Source organism: Gemmiger sp., assembly GCF_036306485.1.
Lineage (GTDB): Bacteria > Bacillota > Clostridia > Oscillospirales > Ruminococcaceae > Gemmiger.
This window is the reverse complement of record NZ_JAXJZK010000010.1, coordinates 44,561-61,342: the sequence shown is the minus strand read 5'-3', so window position 1 is coordinate 61,342 and position 16,782 is coordinate 44,561. Positions and strand designations below refer to the sequence as shown.

General features: G+C 44.0%; 15 protein-coding genes. 2 read left to right on the top strand and 13 right to left on the bottom strand.

All coding sequences use genetic code 11. From position 1 onward, the window contains the following. The first annotated feature begins 220 nt into the window (after positions 1-220). Positions 221-1,003 carry a type III pantothenate kinase gene (locus U0L91_RS01370; protein ID WP_330044234.1) on the top strand — a complete coding sequence of 261 codons (783 nt, stop codon included), beginning with the start codon at positions 221-223 and terminating at the stop codon, positions 1,001-1,003. 184 nt (positions 1,004-1,187) lie between these two features. Beyond that, positions 1,188-3,212 (top strand): hypothetical protein, encoded by a 2,025-nt coding sequence (locus U0L91_RS01365; protein ID WP_330044232.1) that lies wholly within the window; start codon positions 1,188-1,190, stop codon positions 3,210-3,212. Positions 3,213-3,337: 125 nt separating this feature from the next. Here U0L91_RS01365 and U0L91_RS01360 read toward each other — a convergent pair whose 3' ends face one another. The 13 genes from U0L91_RS01360 to U0L91_RS01300 all read right to left on the bottom strand — a co-directional run bounded on the left by U0L91_RS01360 (position 3,338) and on the right by U0L91_RS01300 (position 16,780). Continuing rightward, positions 3,338-4,411, bottom strand: coding sequence for an LTA synthase family protein (locus tag U0L91_RS01360; protein WP_330044236.1), 1,074 nt, complete (start codon positions 4,409-4,411; stop codon positions 3,338-3,340). A 5-nt stretch (positions 4,412-4,416) separates the two neighbouring features. Further along, positions 4,417-4,830 (bottom strand): hypothetical protein, encoded by a 414-nt coding sequence (locus U0L91_RS01355; protein WP_330044230.1) that lies wholly within the window; start codon positions 4,828-4,830, stop codon positions 4,417-4,419. 382 nt (positions 4,831-5,212) lie between these two features. Next, the gene (locus tag U0L91_RS01350; protein ID WP_330044228.1) at positions 5,213-6,694 is read right to left on the bottom strand and encodes a lipopolysaccharide biosynthesis protein; all 1,482 of its coding nucleotides are present in this window, start codon (positions 6,692-6,694) and stop codon (positions 5,213-5,215) included. 87 nt (positions 6,695-6,781) lie between these two features. Next, on the bottom strand, positions 6,782-8,602 hold the full coding sequence (locus U0L91_RS01345; protein WP_330044226.1) for a polysaccharide pyruvyl transferase family protein: 1,821 nt from the start codon (positions 8,600-8,602) through the stop codon (positions 6,782-6,784). Beyond that, positions 8,599-9,231 (bottom strand): DUF1919 domain-containing protein, encoded by a 633-nt coding sequence (locus tag U0L91_RS01340; RefSeq protein WP_330044225.1) that lies wholly within the window; start codon positions 9,229-9,231, stop codon positions 8,599-8,601. The genes U0L91_RS01345 and U0L91_RS01340 overlap by 4 nt, the downstream gene beginning before the upstream one ends. Positions 9,232-9,241: 10 nt before the next feature. Beyond that, positions 9,242-10,189, bottom strand: a complete 948-nt coding sequence (locus tag U0L91_RS01335; RefSeq protein WP_330044223.1) for a glycosyltransferase family 2 protein — start codon at positions 10,187-10,189, stop codon at positions 9,242-9,244. A gap of 40 nt (positions 10,190-10,229) precedes the next feature. Then, positions 10,230-10,802, bottom strand: a complete 573-nt coding sequence (locus U0L91_RS01330; protein WP_330044222.1) for an acyltransferase — start codon at positions 10,800-10,802, stop codon at positions 10,230-10,232. A 3-nt stretch (positions 10,803-10,805) separates the two neighbouring features. Continuing rightward, entirely contained in the window at positions 10,806-11,774 is a 969-nt protein-coding gene (locus U0L91_RS01325; protein WP_330044220.1) for a glycosyltransferase family 2 protein, read from the bottom strand. A gap of 27 nt (positions 11,775-11,801) precedes the next feature. Continuing rightward, positions 11,802-12,794: a glycosyltransferase family 2 protein gene (locus U0L91_RS01320; RefSeq protein ID WP_330044218.1), complete on the bottom strand. Its 993-nt coding sequence runs from the start codon at positions 12,792-12,794 to the stop codon at positions 11,802-11,804. 192 nt (positions 12,795-12,986) lie between these two features. Further along, the gene (locus U0L91_RS01315) at positions 12,987-14,117 is read right to left on the bottom strand and encodes a glycosyltransferase (protein ID WP_330044216.1); all 1,131 of its coding nucleotides are present in this window, start codon (positions 14,115-14,117) and stop codon (positions 12,987-12,989) included. A 22-nt stretch (positions 14,118-14,139) separates the two neighbouring features. Further along, positions 14,140-15,225 (bottom strand): glycosyltransferase family 2 protein, encoded by a 1,086-nt coding sequence (locus U0L91_RS01310; RefSeq protein WP_330044215.1) that lies wholly within the window; start codon positions 15,223-15,225, stop codon positions 14,140-14,142. Between the two features lie 83 nt (positions 15,226-15,308). Further along, the gene (locus U0L91_RS01305; RefSeq protein WP_330044213.1) at positions 15,309-15,893 is read right to left on the bottom strand and encodes a serine O-acetyltransferase; all 585 of its coding nucleotides are present in this window, start codon (positions 15,891-15,893) and stop codon (positions 15,309-15,311) included. Next, positions 15,890-16,780 carry a glycosyltransferase family 2 protein gene (locus tag U0L91_RS01300; protein ID WP_330044211.1) on the bottom strand — a complete coding sequence of 297 codons (891 nt, stop codon included), beginning with the start codon at positions 16,778-16,780 and terminating at the stop codon, positions 15,890-15,892. The genes U0L91_RS01305 and U0L91_RS01300 overlap by 4 nt, the downstream gene beginning before the upstream one ends. Positions 16,781-16,782 lie beyond the last annotated feature (2 nt).

The window sequence follows — 16,782 nt, the reverse complement described above, 5'->3', positions numbered from 1 at the left end:
TTTCCGGGTTTCTTGACGTTCCAGCGTATTCCCTGAGCCTTTCGGCGGTCGCTGTCTCTCGCGACAGCTCATTTATAATACCACATTTTCAGGGAATGTCAACCCCTTTTTTCGAGTTTTTTTGATTTTTTTCAAAAAAAGCTGTTTGGGGTCTTTTCTTGCTTTTTGCCTCTACTTATTATAGTATAAAGACAAATACTGTGAACGAAAGAAGCGTGGCATGATGCTCCTGGCATTGAATATCGGCAACACCAACATCACCTTCGGCGGATACCACCCCGACGGCAAACTGGTCTTTTCCTCCCGTCTGTACGCGGACAGCCGGCTCAGCTCGGACGAGCTGGTCTACAAGATGGTCAACATGCTGGCCTTGTACGGTGCGTCCCCTCTCGATGTGACCGACGTGATCCTGGCCAGCGTGGTGCCCTCGCTGACGCCCCGGATGCGGGAAGCCCTGCAGAAGATGTGCCAGGTGCCCCTGATGGAGGTCGGGCCCGGCCTGAAGAGCGGTGTGCGCATCCGGATGGACAACCCCGCCCAGCTGGGCGGAGAGCTTCTCTGCGCCGTCGTGGGGGCCCTGCGCCGCCATGAGCCGCCGCTGCTTGTGATGAACGTCGATACCGCCATCAGCCTGCTGGCCGTGGACGAGGCCGCCAGCATCGTGGGCGGCGTGATTCTGCCCGCGCCGCAGCTGAGTCTCGAGGCCCTGGTACGCAATACGGCGCAGCTGCCCCAGGTGGACCCCGAGACCAAGCCGCGCCGTTTTCTGGGCACCAATACCGCCGACTGCCTGCACAGCGGCATCCTGAACGGCACCGCCGCCATGCTGGACGGCATGTTCGCCAAATGCCGTGCCGTCCTCCGCGCACCGCAGGCGCCGGTGATCGTCACCGGTACCCTGCCCGCCACCATCCGCGACGCCTGCGACACCCCTATGGACTACCGCGAGACCCTGATCCTGGACGGATTGTATGCGATCTGGAAGAGGAATGGGAAGAAATAAGGGGTTCGTTTTCATTCGGTAAACTTTAGCCTTCTCTATTATTCCATATATTGGTGCAATACATTGCAGAAACTTCGTGTTATAATGGTTCCTGCCGTACTTTTGCCTGTATGCCCTGTCAATACAGACCGGCGCCGCGATACTCCCAGATCAAATTATGAGTCACATGGAGCAATGTATTTCTATGACCACCATTAACCGCACTTTGACCATCCTCCCCATCACCACATCTGCCGCCGCATACTTCTTATTGGCTGTTCCTCCATCCTTTGGTGGGTTTCTCAGCGCAGCGCTGCTGACTGTCGTTTTCTATTTCAGTATACTGTTTTTCCCCAGAATCTTCGTATTTTCCAAACAACATTTGGGGAAACCCGAACTGTATATCAGTCTGGCGCTTTGCGCTATACTAGGTTTGCGATTTCGAAAGGTATGGTTTTTTTCCTCCCTTGCTTCCGAGATCTCGTCTGCAATCGGCTTGTCTTATGATTTTCTTTTTTCTGTCGCGGGTATCTTTTTAGGTATTACTGCCTTCTATTTTGTATGGAATTGCCTGACATTTTGTTTTCGTTTCCCAGCAGAACACACTCGGACCGGGCTTCCTTTGCTCAAATGGGATCGAAAGCTTCTTATCGGCTTGCTGATCATCGCATCTGTACAAGCAGTATTTCTAATTGTTCTCGGAACACAAAAGGAAGGGTTCCACGTTGACGAGGTATACACTTTCGAATTATCCAATTACGGTGGCACCAATTACGGAGACTCCGAGAATGCGTACGCCTCCTGGAGCCTCGGCACCCGATACCGGGATATCTTGGCACCTGTTGACAGTAGTCTTTTCGATCTGACAATTCCATACTGGAATGCTGAAACAGACAACCATCCTGCCACATATTATTTAATCGTTCATATTTTGTCGTCTCTGCTTAAGCTTTTTGGGTTAAACGCATCCAAATGGGCCGGCTTGATTCCAAACATTATCTTCTGTGCGGGCACCTGTATTTTCACAGGCCTGATTTTATACCAAATAACATCAAGTCGGTTTACGTCATTGGCCGGAAGCCTTTCTTGGGCCTTTTCGATCGGAGGTCTCACAACTGGGGTATATATTCGAATGTATGCCTTGCAGACGCTCTTGTCTGTACTATTCCTATATTTGATTCTGTTGATGCTCACTCGACCTTTGGAATCGCTTTCCGGCAAGTTCTGCACCTTGTTGCAGTCGGTCACCGTTGCAGGCATTTTGTCTCAGTATTATTTTTTATTCGTTGCATTTTTCTTGTGCTTGAGCGTGTGTATATACTATGTTTTGCACAAGCGTTGGTGCTCTCTGTTCTGTTTCATCAAATTGGAATTGTTAGCTTTGACAATTGCCGAACTTCTATTTCCTCGCATGGTCGTTCGTCTTTTCTTTGGAGACAGGGGTCAAGAAGCTCTCACAAGTCTTTCTTCGGAAACCTCTTTCAAAGAGCAGCTAAATCATGTGTTGCAGATTTTTGATCGAGAGCTTTTCGGAGGTTTGGCTGATCCGATTCTGCTTTGTCTGACAATTTTTCTGGTCGTGAATATTGTACTCTTTTCAAAAAAAATCTCTCTGAAGCAAGGATCTTTTCCGGATATTACCGGATTCCTATTCATCGCCTTTACTACAATAGGTTATATCTGTATTGTAACGAAGTTGGCCCCATTCCAGGTTGACCGGTATTTTATGTGTATTTTCCCTTGGATCTATATTGCCATCTTTTGTGTGCTCCACGCTTTTCTGGGGTATGTTTGCCAGACCTTCGGCGTTGAAGACAAATTGCTCAATTGCGGACTATGCCTAATCACCATGGTAATGACTCTCGTCTTCTATAGAAACGGGACGATAAACTATCTTTATCCTGAGAATAAAGTTCGGCAAGAAGCCTTGGCACCTTATAAAAGTCTTCCCGTGATTGCGATAAACGGCGACACATACAACGATAGCCTTGTCCAATGGTTTTTCGAATTCCAGGATCATCCCCAGGTATTTCTCTGTCGTAATACAGGATATGAAGACCTGGAGATTGCCTTCCGGGATCATTCGTTCCAGAACGGTTTTTTATTATATTCTCACTATATTTCAGATGATACGCTCCGAATCATAAGCAGCCTAGAGAATTTTTATGATCTTTCTGACTACGAAATTCTTGCCGATACCCAAAATTGCCGGGTTTTTTATTGTAAGTAAACAAAAATAGAAACGTCAAAAGCCGCAGCAAAAAGCTGCGGCTTTTTTATCAATCTTGGAAAGACCCAATCCGTTATCTAACATTCATTTGATCAGCAAATATGCCTACAGAATCAAGTTTCCGTCTACCGAAATGTTCTGTAATAATCCGATCGAAGGACCGCATCATCCACCGAGTAAAATTTCTGAACCCATTCGTTCATTTGTGCAATCTCTTCATCCGTCATGTTCCCCCGGGCAATTGTTGTTCCATTTTTGACATACGTTCCGTTGGAGACCCAGGTATGATCCGGAAGGACGGCCAGGCCTTGATACTCCGGGTCAAAAATATCATATCCCAACGATTTTGAGGTCATATCGACTCCTAACATATTGGCGATGGTCGGCAGCCAGTCAATGGTTTGGCAAGTTTTTTGAACTTCCGTCGGTTCGCACCCTTGAAACCAGATAAACGCAGGTGTACGTTCCAAGATTTCGTTTCCATTGTTACGGGATAGCTCTTTCACCTGCTCCTGATCCGTTATTCCATAGCTATAATGGTCCGTATATGCAATAATAACCGTTTCATCCAATAATCCTGCCGCTTCCAATCGAATCAGCATTTGCGAAAACATATCGTCTGTTAGCCTTGCCTTTGCACAGAGGATATTGATTTCAGAATCTCGTCCTTCGACATTATATTGCGGATATCGGGACAAAGCATACTTTCCTAGTTCGTCTTCTGTGCTATAAGGCAAATGCGGACTGTACGTTATGATAAAACTCAGGAAATTTTCCTTTCCCATTTTATCCGTCAAAAGATTCCAGACCTCGTCACTTGTAACAAGCGTCGTATCATCCATCGGATTTCCATCGGAAACAAGTTCCGCCGTACAATAGTAGGTGTATCCCAATACACTGTGCATACTGGTTCTGTTGTAATAGTTTCCGGTATTTTCATGAAAAGACTTGCAGGAGTATCCCAAAGATCCTGCAAGATCGGCAATGCTGTAAGGGAACGCATTCCTTGCCAATCTTCCTCCCGCCATAGTAGTGGCTCCTTGATACACACCTGTCTGAAACGCAAACTCTGTGCCAAACGTCCAGCCGCTCCCATAACATGGTGTATACATATCCAGGAAGTTGATTCCTTCCCTCATCATTTTACTGATTGTTGGTGTATTTTCATCGTTGACCATCCAATCATCAATGCTTTCCATCTGTATCAAAATGATATTTTTCCCTTTGAGTAGGCCTGTATAGTTATTTGTAGCAGATGGCTCCTTTTTTCCAGATATTCATCAATTTCATCATAGTATTCCGTCATATCAGCCTTTGGCTTCAGAAAAGACAACCAGCAATCCCTGGCCAAAAACTGATAATATCCCGCGATTTCCATGTCAAACCCGGAGCTGGTAAAGCTTTGATACTCCACCGCCGTGTTCATAGCCGCATTGGAATCATAGCGATACAGATTCGGAATGCACATAATGCCCAGCAGGGAAATTCCCCAAATCTGGCACCGTGCCACAATGGCTTTCAATGCGTGGCACTTCGGAAATTCCGGATAAATGGCAACTCCTAGTATTCCGATACCGATCAGAGCGAGAATATACAAGACAAGGTTCGGATCAATCACACTCCATACATATTGAAAAAAAGCCGCTCCCTCCGTCGCATTCTGTAAATCCGCCAAAAACAAGAATTTATTAAAAATCAGATAATATATACCATAGAATATATAGCAAAACAGCTGTACAAAACCGTATACAGAATTCTTCCTACGCGTTTTGAAAGCAGTGAAAGCCCACCAAGAATGATGCAAACCCAGCAGAGCGTAAAGAGCGACGGAGGAAGACGATAGATACTGTAAAATCCCAACCATCTTCTCTCAATACGCAAAAGTGCGTCAATAGCAAAAAAAGAACCTGCAAGATAGAGGATCGGCACAGCTGATTTTTTCTTCCTCGGAAGCGAAATCCTCTTTACCACAGACCGTCTTTCTTTATCCATATTTTCTTTCATTTTTCTTTTATTTTTCGGAGGAATATCCTCAGAACATTTTTCCACACTTCTCTTAACTTTTGAAACTCTTTTGTCTTCTGGAACATGAGGTAAAACACGACATTACAGACCACACTACAAATCAAAATTTTGGCAGGGACTTTGACAAGCGGGATCTCGACGCATTTCATCAACGGATAACAGATTGCAGCTGCAATTCCCAGAGTCAACAGATAATAAAAATATTTTTGTGCATAGAGTGCGGGAGATTTTCGAAATCCATGGACAAACACCGCATACGGGTCATACCAGAGATTGGTGCATAGTCTGGCGAGAAATGTTGCAAACAGGATTCCGAAAACGCCCCATCGATATCCTAGCACTACAGAGAAAAATACATTCAGAATTGCCGTGACAATTTGCAAAAATCGTCCGTAATGGAACAAACCCATTGTTTGTTTGTAGGTCCAGACTGCATTTTGAAGTCCTACAGTGTAAAAATTTAAAGCCATGACCAAGGGAATGCTGATTGGAAGCGTATACTCCGTTCCAAAGCAGAGTTCTACCAAATCCGTAGAGCAAAAGATGATCCCCAAAGTTGCCCACCCAAAAATCCAGAAATTCATCAGATTGAGGAACGAAAACATTTCATATCTTTTTTGTGAGCTTTCAAGAGTATTGTGGTTTCCAACACTTGCCGTCAACCCATTAAAAATCTGCCCAAGAAGAGAGTTTAAGGTATTCACGAGCAATGTATAATTCGAGGCTACGCCTGTCGTTGCCAATCCCTTGAAAAATGTAATCAAAATATTATCGGTACTGTTAACCAGAAGCCCTGAGATTTTGTATGCCGTAAGATCCCGTATATTTTTAAACAGATCTTTGGTTTCTTCTCTGGACAGCGGTTTTGGATCTTTCCTCTTGATATAGGGATACTTTCGAGCCGCAATATACGAAATTGTGATGTTGTACACAAAAGTTCCAATTGTCTGAATCAATAAATACCCCAGATAATCTCTTGTTGCCGCAAGCCAAACCATCTGCAGAATACTCTGCACAATCGTAATAATATAATTAACACCGATAACAATATAGTTCTGCTGCGCGGCCGAAAGTAGTGAACTGCGGTAGCTGAAGAAATATGTGCTTGATGTATTGAACAAATTGATGAGATACAGCAAATAAATACTTTCTTTGATCTGCGGCGGCTCTTGGATAATAACGCTCAAAAACGGCATTATAAGCGCACCGACAACAGCTACCACCAATCCAATCATTCGGTATGCTTTGCTGTACAGCTGAACCAATGAAGCTACTTTTTCTTCATCATGCTCGGCCAGCGGCTTGTATAATGCATAAACGATCGCGCTTCCGATTCCCAGCTCCGTCAAGGAAAGCATCGTAAGAATATTGGTAAAAAGCCCACTGACTCCAAGATAATCTGCAGAGAGGCAGCGCACAAAAACCATCCGGCAAACAAATCCAAGGACAGTGTTCAAAATATATCCGCCTATTCCAACGAATATATTCAGTAGTGAATATTCTGTTCTTGATCTTTCATGCATATTCTTTCCCCTGTATGTTTCTTACTGAAATTGTTTTTTCCATCTGTCAATATTCTCCCAAGGCATCTGAATCGTTGTGGAGAATTTATTCCGAATCGCTTCCTCCAGCTCCGTTTGTAATTCCGACCTTTCGATGACAGGCAATCCCGTATCACGAGAAATGCATCTTGCTCGGTTATCAATCGCTATAATGACGCTTCGATGTCCCAAAGATAGTGCACGGATGCCTGCGTGCAGACGTGTTCCCACATAATCCAGATCTTCCTGTTGCAAAATGGCATCATATGCCTGCAGACTTGACGGAATACAGGTTACTTTGGATTCCAAGCCCAATGTTTGAAGATATACCAAGTCTTCTTTTCCTTGAATCCAAAAATAGACCGTCTGATAATTTTCAAATAAAACTTCAAACATCCTGGTATCCATGTCCGGATCTCGATTATAGTCCGTAACGGTGCAGACCACCTTCGTACCTTTTTGCTCCGGAATCGACCGGCACACTTCGGGCGTCAGGCTCCACATCGTCGGGCAGCCGGTATATATCACATTGCTAATTCCCATAGACTTCAGCTTCTGCTCTGAAAAACGATCTCTTACAGAGTGAAGAAAATTTCGGTGCAAAATGGTATGAAGGAGCGCTTTGGTATATCTGTCATATTTTTCCGACTCTGAATCAAATCCGACTCCCATCAAAACAGTATTCTTGTAAGCCGACACATCCGGACCCAGTTTCCACAAACCGTAAGATCTCATATTCCCAGAAAGAATATTTGTTCCGCACAGTATTTTATAAGCTGCCTTTTTCAGTTCGTCCTGTTCTTGCCGGGTTGCGAAGCGATGAGTCGGAATATGCTTGACCTGCTCGATATCCAGAATACCGCGCAGGTGGTTGCCACAACATTCCATGATAATTTGATCGCCGCAGTTATCGCTTTCCAATGCCGTATCCAACAGAATTGGGGGTTCTTTCCCGTTGGGTTGTTTTCCCGCCTTCCAAAGCCCCTGATAGTATGGCATCATCTCCAGTTGAGATACAATCTTTCGTTTTGCTTTTCCGACCAGACGACCAGGCAATTTCGTGACAAGTTCCGTAAGGGAATATTTTTCAAGTACACTTTCTCCCAACAGAACCGTATGTCCAAGCCGAGAGCCGAAAATACGCTTTATTTTCTGCGTATGCTCCAGTTCTTTTCGAATTTTTTCGTCCAGCCAGGACGCGGTAAAATGGTGGATAGAGACAGTCCGTTCTGTTTTATGAAGTTTCCCTGTACGGAAATTTTTAGGGCACAGCACATCCGAAGCGTACACCATCATACCAGGAAGCCTTTGGTCTTCATTCTTCTGGACCAGGCCATACTTTTTCAAGGTCCTTGTTGTATAATGCGGAGACGGGAGCATATTAAAGGACCCATCTTTCCTGAGAAACTCGAGGTCCTCATACAAATCTCGGGCAGCTCTTACAATTTCATGATGCGGTTCGGCACCAAATCCGTGTCCGCAATTGACAAAGAATTCGCCGTCTCCCGTATTTTCAAATCCCATAAACGCAGGCTGTTCCAACAGCTCATCAAAACTCTTGATGAGCTCCACATCCGTGTCAAGATAAATGCCTCCATATTGATAAATAATATCCAAACGCGCATAGTCCGGCACAAATCCCCATTTATGAGCATCGTATGCCTGTTTCATATATTTGTTTTTGGAAAAATCATAGTTGGATTCATTCCACTCTCGGATTTCATAGTCTGGGCAATATTTTTTCCAGCTTTGTATGCAGTACAAGACCGATGATGGTTTCGTAGCATTTCCTACCCAGCAGTAATGGATTATCTTCGGAATCATCGATTTTCCCTTCTTTGAAGAATATTCTTTCCGTTTAGGAATGAAACATAATCAAAATCATCCAGATATCTGCGCACGAAAAACTGCTTTTTGAAATAAATAAGGACTCCAACGCCTTTCTCTTTTTCAAATCCCGGTATATAATATGCGGACTTGATTTCCGGATACGGTATATGTGTGAAAATGACCTTGTTCTGGTAAGGTAAGGCGTCAAAGCGCTGGAGCGTTTCATAGGTACAGTTATCTCCGTCAATTCCCAGCACAAACAGATTGTCCCAATTGATTCTTCTTTTTCTTTCTTCCCATTTATTGACAGCCTGCTCAAAAGAGGAATAATGGTTGAAGCGGATTTCAATATCTCCGAGCATCCCCGTAGGGTAGTCATATCGCGGATCTTCAAAAAATTGAATCGGCTGTTCCATATACCAGCGCAGATTTTCGAGCATTTTAACATAATCATTCATGTCAAAGCTCAAATTGATTGTGGGCGTGAGAAACCGGAGCCGCATATCATAGTACCAGAATTCACCATTACAGTTTGAGGAGATAATGGAAGGCGTCCTGTTACGCAGCCGTAGTCTTTTCCGTTCTTTATAAATTCGCCATTCTAATCGCTGAAAAGCGTTCATACAATTTACCTCAGTATACTTTCACATGCAATTTCGGCAAATATTTCAGCAAAACCAATCTTATTTTCTGTTTGCCACCAATTTTGGCTTCCGGCCTCATCAAGGCCTGATAGGCCTGCTCATATTGCCGGTGAGCCTCTCGGAATTTGTCCTTATTCTGAGGGGTTTTCTTGATATATTTTTCTGCATTTGCCAGTGCCGCATACAGACTCAGGCAGGCGTCTTCCGCGTACCCTGTCACATGATGGCTCAGCAAGAATTCCACTCTCTTCGATACGGCACTGATAAAATCAAAATAGCGATCAGTATACTGCGGCCTTCCCACAATACTGTCTTTTCGCTGCAGATATCTGTAACTATCCTTGCCGGTCAAAGCTACACTGTGTGCACGATACACCAGCTCATGATATACAAACGTATCCTCGTAATATCTTCCTACTGGGAACTTCACGCCTTCAAACAGCTCTTTCCGGAACAATTTGTTGCATACCGATGGCTGATTCAGTGTTTGAAATCTTTGTTCTCCTGACAAGACCGTCATTTCGTGAGCCGGAGAATAAAATGGTTTTTCCCTGCCATCCTCTGTAACCCGAATCATATTGCAAACCGCAATTTCACTTCCGCTTGTTATAGCGCAGTTTAGCATGGATTGGAGTGTATCTTCTGAAATAGAATCGTCGCTGTCGACGAATGCAAGGTAATCTCCTTTCGCCATTTGCATTCCGACATTTCTGGCATCAGAAAGACCGCCATTTTTCTTGTGACATACCACGATTCTCCGATCGCGCTGCTTCCATTGTTCGCATATCTCAGGCGAAGTATCTGTTGAGCCATCATCCACCAAGATAATTTCGAGTTTTTGATAGGTTTGTCCCACAATGCTTTCGATACACTTTTCCAAATAGATTGCAACATTGTAGACAGGAACAATCACCGAAATCAAGTGTTCTCCATTCATGTCTAATGTATCCTCCGGAAGTAAGTTTCTCACTGCCCTGCTATTTCATATATCCCAGGCGTCCGTTTAGCTTTTCATACATGGCTTGCTTTTGGTCAGGGGGTGCCTCCCGCCACTTTTGGCATGGTCCTTCGAATCGCGGTGCGTTTTCCAGCTGCTCCTGGTGCCTTCTTTTAAAGTCTTCCAATGAGCAGATAAAGTGAGCCGGATCTCCCGCATATACGGAGTCTGGCGGGATATTGCCAGATACAACGCTTCCTGCTCCTATAATGGTATTATTTCCGATCCGGGTGTTGCACAGAATAATTGCACCGTAACCGATATACACGTTATCACCAATCACAACCTGTCCAATCTTCGTATATCCACAGACATACTCCGTACTTGTATCATGGGCCAAAATTTTGACATCAGATGAGATGCACACGTTATTTCCTACTACAATCAACCACGGGAATACCGAGTCAAACGCATTTTCCGCATGGATTCTGACGTTCTTTCCCAACCTCAATCCATGAGAGAGAAGATATTTTATCTCTGATTGTTCCGGGCTCATTCCTAGTTTTTGTATTTTTTTCAAGATATTTCTGGGATATTGCATCCATTTCGCCACCGGTCATTCTCCTATTTTCAGCATATTTCTGATTCTGCAGGTAATTCCAAGCGAAATTTTTTCCATGCTCAGCCATATCCTTAAAGTCATCGGATTTTTTCTCGTTGCGACCGGTATAGGATACCGTTTCAGGCATGTTTTCATATAATTCCATGCTTGCTTGTTCTCGGAATCAGTGTTCTCTTTCAACAACTTCTGTCCTTGGTACAGGCATGAAAGCCAAAGATCCTGTGCGCTTTCATAAGTGAGCTCTGGCATAACTTTGCTTAAATATTTATGCCGCTCCACTTTTGCTTCAATGGCATGCATTCTACCTTCCTTGCTCAAAGAATGCATGACCGAGTTTGACTGTTGTCGATATGCATAGAGAACTTTATCCGACCAAATCAACTTATTGCAATTTCCAATGACACGATATGTCCAAAATTCGTCGTCGATCTGTTTGCCAATCGGAAACCTTATTTCCCCGATTGCCTGTCGGCGATATAATTTATTCCAGATCAGTTGTCTGAATATTTGATCATGGATATGCTCTCTCATTGCTTCCTGTCTTGTATAGGTCTTTATATTGCAGGAAGCCGATATTGCGTCGAAGGTCGCTGTATCATCTTCTGTAAGGCAATAGCCGCATTCCACAACGTCAACTCCATCAGAGAACAGGTTATGCAAATACATCATCATGTCCGGAGCAATAAAATCATCACTATCCACAAACGCTAGATATTCTCCCTGTGCGATATCCAACGCAGCGTTCCTGGCACTCCCCCCGCCTCCATTTTTTTGGTGGATCACGCGAATTCTTGCATCTTTTTGTGCCCAGACATCGCAAATTTCCGGACATTTGTCCGGAGATCCATCATCCACGAGAATAATTTCCAGATTTCGATATGTCTGCGCAACCAGAGACTCAACGCATCGGTTCAAATAGGGTTCTACCCGATACACCGGTACGATCACACTGATCAGATCCATAACTGCCCTCTCTTTGAACGCGGCATTCTACACGTCGTATTTTTGGGAAATGCCTGTAATGTTATCATGGATTTTTCGTACTTGGCGATATGCTGACAACCAATATGCTGCTGCAAGTGCCATAAGACGAAGTTTTTGAGATGTGCATACAGTAAGGTTTCCGGATTGAATTTCCTGCCGTAGCTGCCTTTGCGCCTTTCTGCTTTCTTCTGCCCATTGTTTCTGGTTTGCCACACTGATGAGAACACGCAGATATCGGGTATAGGCAACCGGGTAAAGAACATTCTTTCCCTTCAGATCGTTTCGGATCGTATCCATAACTCGCAAAGGATCTGTAACATGCGGTTTAGTCCTTGAAGTTGATGCCGAATGTTTTCTGATAAGATAATGATAATACGGAATATCCTCATAGACCGACTTTTCCGCTCTTGAAAACAGCAGATAGTTCATCAGCAGATCTTCATTGATTTTGATTTCCGGGTCCCACAGCGGGGACTGTTCAAAATCTTCCACAATGTCGCGCCGGAACAGTTTATTCCAAAGTCCCGGCTCAACAAACGTTCCTTCGACAAGGTCCTTCACGCCCTGCTCGTTTGTCTGCTCTACAAACCGGCCTGTCCCATAATGCAGATCGACACGGCCGTCCGGGAACACCATCTGACAGCCGCAGTGGGAAATATCCGCATGACACCGGATTGCGTTTTGCAGCAGATGTTCAAACATTTCCGGTTCGACGAAATCATCCCCATCCGCAAAGCCGATCCATTGCCCGGACGCTCTGCGGATTCCCTCGATGCGTGCACTGGAGACCCCGCCGTTGGGTTTGTGCACCGCAATCAGCCTGGGCTCTTTCTCGGCCATCCGGTCAATCAGGGCAGCTGTCCCGTCTGTGGAGCCGTCATCCACGACCACCACTTCCAGAAACGGGTACGTCTGCCGCAGCAGGCTTTCCAGCGATCGTTCGATATACCGTTCAATATTGTAGGCCGGCACTACAACAGAAATCAAATCATCGTTCATCAGTCAATGTACCCGATTTTCCCTTTCTGATCCATCGAATCGTCTTTCCGGAGTATATATTCTTCTCTATAATAGAGCAAGACAACCATCCGTTGCTTTTTCTTCTAACTTTACATCCCTATCGAGATCAGTTTTTCTGTCATATATTCTCCTCGAATACGGTAGAAAGGTTCTTTGAGATCGTTCATCCTGTTATTCCTCGCTCTTTTCCGAAACGAGCTGCGTCAGCATCTCCTGCACCGCTTCCACCGTCTCGTGCGTACTGAAGGTTTTCCCCCGCACAGCGGCTTTGCGGCGGTACTCTGCCAGACGCTCCGGCTGATCCAGCAAAGACTTGATTCCCTGATACAGCGCCTCTTCGTCATTGGGAACGATCAGTCCATATTGACTGTCCTCTCCCAGCATTTCCCGCATCCCGGAAACCTCCACGGTGCAGACCGGTGTTCCAACGATCAGTGCTTCGGTCGCCGCGGTAGAAAAGCCTTCCGCATAACTCGCACAGACGAACAGGTCACACTTCGCTAAATATTTATAAGGATTCAACTCATAGCCAAGCAAAGTTGCATTATTTTCAAGACCATTTTGGCAGATATAATTTTGCAAACTCGCATGTTCTGGTCCTTCACCAAGAATATAGAGATGCACAGAATAGTCTTCTTCAACAAGTCTTTTAATAATTCTCAGAACACGGTCGAATCCTTTGCTTTTCAGCAATTTTCCTATTCCAATCAATTTGACCTGTTGTTCTTCCATCTGAACATTAACCGGTTGTCTTGCCAGTTCTAAAATTTTTTCGCTCTCATTCGTATTGTAGAGTACTCCATACGAGGACTTTACCCGTAATGATTTGCGAAAAGCATCCTCCACTGTCTGTGAAACACTAATAATCTTGTCAAATTTTCCATAGCAATGTCTGGCCTCTTCTATGCTTCGAAAAGATGCTGCTACCGCCTTGGCGGAGTGCAACTCTATATGAATCCAGCACACCAGTTTTGTATCTGGCGACGTACACCCGCTGATTACTCTGGCACTGGGCCCCTCCAGATATGCCACTTCAACATCATAATGCTCTCTCACGATAAGTTCATGAAGTATCTGCGGTCGAAACAATTTCATGAGATGAGAATTACCGGGAATCATTTTGGGGCACCAAGTTTTATACCTTACATTTGCTCTCAGAAACCGGCGATTCTCCCCACAGTCAAAAAGCGTCATTACCGTGATATCGAATTTTGAATGATCCATATTGTTGACAAGGTTTACCAGCACTTTTTCTGCGCCTCCCTGACCCAAATCATGAATCAGAAAAAGGATTTTTTTCACAATAACGCCGCCTCCTGAATCATCAGATTGAAATCGGATATCGTTTTCTGTCCACATATGCCCTTATCTGTCGGAAATATAATATTTTTCTCGCGACAGCAGACAAGATTCGATATACCTTGTTTTTAAGTATGTATTTGCATTTGTGTCTCTGCATCTTTAACCATCTTTCATCTACCAGTTTGCTATTTGTTGACTTTTCTAGAATTTCGCAATAGTCCTGTCTGCGGTTCATTAATTTTTCAATATTCTTCACCCCAGATTTTTTACTCCACTCTTCTTCTATCATATCCATAATATAAATCTTAGCTAACAGGTTCCCTTCATGAAGACTTCCGCGAACGGGATTCTTCCACTGTAACATCTCCTTATCTGATCGTATATATGCATCAATAATCGGCATATAATATGGAATTCCTTTTTCTCTTGTATGCATTGCTGATTTTGCGTTCTGCCGGTAAAGATACATCAGACGATTTGTGAGATAAATTTTATCCGCAAGGTAAAGGCATTGCATCGAAAATATCTTATCTTCTGAAGCTTTGATCTTATAAAAATAGATTTTAAACTTTTTAACCAGTCCAATCCGATATAGCATTGCTCCCATGTGACCAGCGTGCAACCATACCGCCCTTTCTCCTCCTCTGTACTCTCCTTCTTGCATAGGGATGCAGTCTGATCTTCTTGTCAGAGAAGTATTACAAGTACAAGATTGCAATCCAATCAGGTCATACCCCTGCTTTAACAACCCAATGAGTTGAGTGTCTATCCAATTCGTCGACCATGCATCATCTGCATCCAAAAATGTAATATAATCGCTTTCTTTATTTTTATTTGTGTACAGGTACTCCATACCCACATTTCTAGCTTGTGACACCCCACCATTTTGCTGATGTATGACTGTAATTTGAGAACTTCGATGCGACAGCTCATCACATAATACCGCAGAGCCATCGGTAGATCCATCATCAATTAACAAAATTTGAAGGGCTGAATATGGTTGCAATAATACAGAATCTACCGCCTGACACAAATAATTTTTGCAATTATACACTGGTATAATTACTATTATCTTCCTATCAAAATTGCCGCAATTTTCCCCTCGCATATTTTTCTTCCTTTCCGTCCCAATTGGAAACAGCCTCCGGAAAAACAAATTCTCAGAAAAAGCTTTCCGGGAGTTTTTTATTGCTAGTTTAGAGTTCCGCCATTTATTGCATCATCGCAGCAAAAATTGATATATCCTTCTGTTGCCTTCAGACGAAAATGTATAACGCCGGGGTTTCCAATAACCACAGAATGATCCGGAACATCAAAATTCACATAGGCATTCGGTGCGATGAGCACATCATTCCCCACCTGAATATTGCCGACCACCGTTGAATTAATCCCGATCCACACCATATCTCCTATTTGTGGTGAACCGACCGTTCCTCTGCTCGTCTTTCCTATTGTACAGCCCTTATGTAAATTCACATTTTTCCCAAGGACTACTCCTTCTCCGACAGTAATGTTATACGGATGTCCCAAATATAGCCCTTCACCAATTGTTGCCTTTGGTGATATCTCCAGGCCATACTTGCGCGAAAGAAAGTACAACACTCCTCTTGCAACCCAGCTTCTGTTTGCCTGATATTTTCTGTACCAGAACATATACCGAAGATTGTGGAATAAACACTTTCTAACGAAACTCTTTATACCAGAATGATACGGCTGTCCTGTCATCCGATAGTAATCACTGGCATACAGATCTTTCATTTCCTGTCTTTTGCTCATAACTGCTTCTCCTGTGCTTTCTTTTTAACAATATAGGTGAGCAGCCATCCAAACGGCGTGCAGAGAACTGTCAGAACCTTTCTTGGTGATTCCTGTATATATCTGGAATTATGAGCAATCTGGCTGCTGGAGCAATAGTGAATGCAATCCCGGATCAGCCTTTTTTTACTGACCGGATACTGCATGGCAGTCTTTCTCAAAAATGCGAATCCTCTCGGGTTTCTTAAATACTGCTTCCACATGGTATTGGAAGATCCGTCCGCCTGATATTCCACCTCACAGACTATTTCATTCAATACGGAAAGAGAATATTTTTGATCAACCAGGGTGTACTTATAAACCAATCCTACATATTTTTCGCCCGGAAACACCGGATAGGGTGGAACACTGTTGATTATATCTGTCCGGTAGATCAACTTTTTGTCTCCATATCCCCCTGTGGCATAATATCCTGTCAAGGTCGTTTCCCGCATTCCTACCGGGAATCCTTTTCCGATAATATGTCCGGAGAAATCCGCATCCAGTGCGATCAATCCTGCATATCCTTGATCTTTCACCTTCGCCCAAGCGGCTTTTATCTTCGACACTGCCCCCGGCGCCATTTTATCATCAGAATCTATGCAAACATTCAATTCTGTGTCAATATTCTGATAAGCAGTATTGTGTGCTGTATGCATTCCACCGTTTTCCTTGTAGATATATCGGATTTCGAAACCGTTGTTTCGACTTTGCCACTTTCTGACAAGTGGTGCCGTATCATCGGTAGATCCGTCGTCTATAATCAGCCACACAAATTCTTTGCAATCCTGGGCGCACAAGCTTTCATAGGTCCGCGGCAATGTATGTGCCCGATTGTATGCAGGCGTAAAAACCGTCAGGAATTCCATCG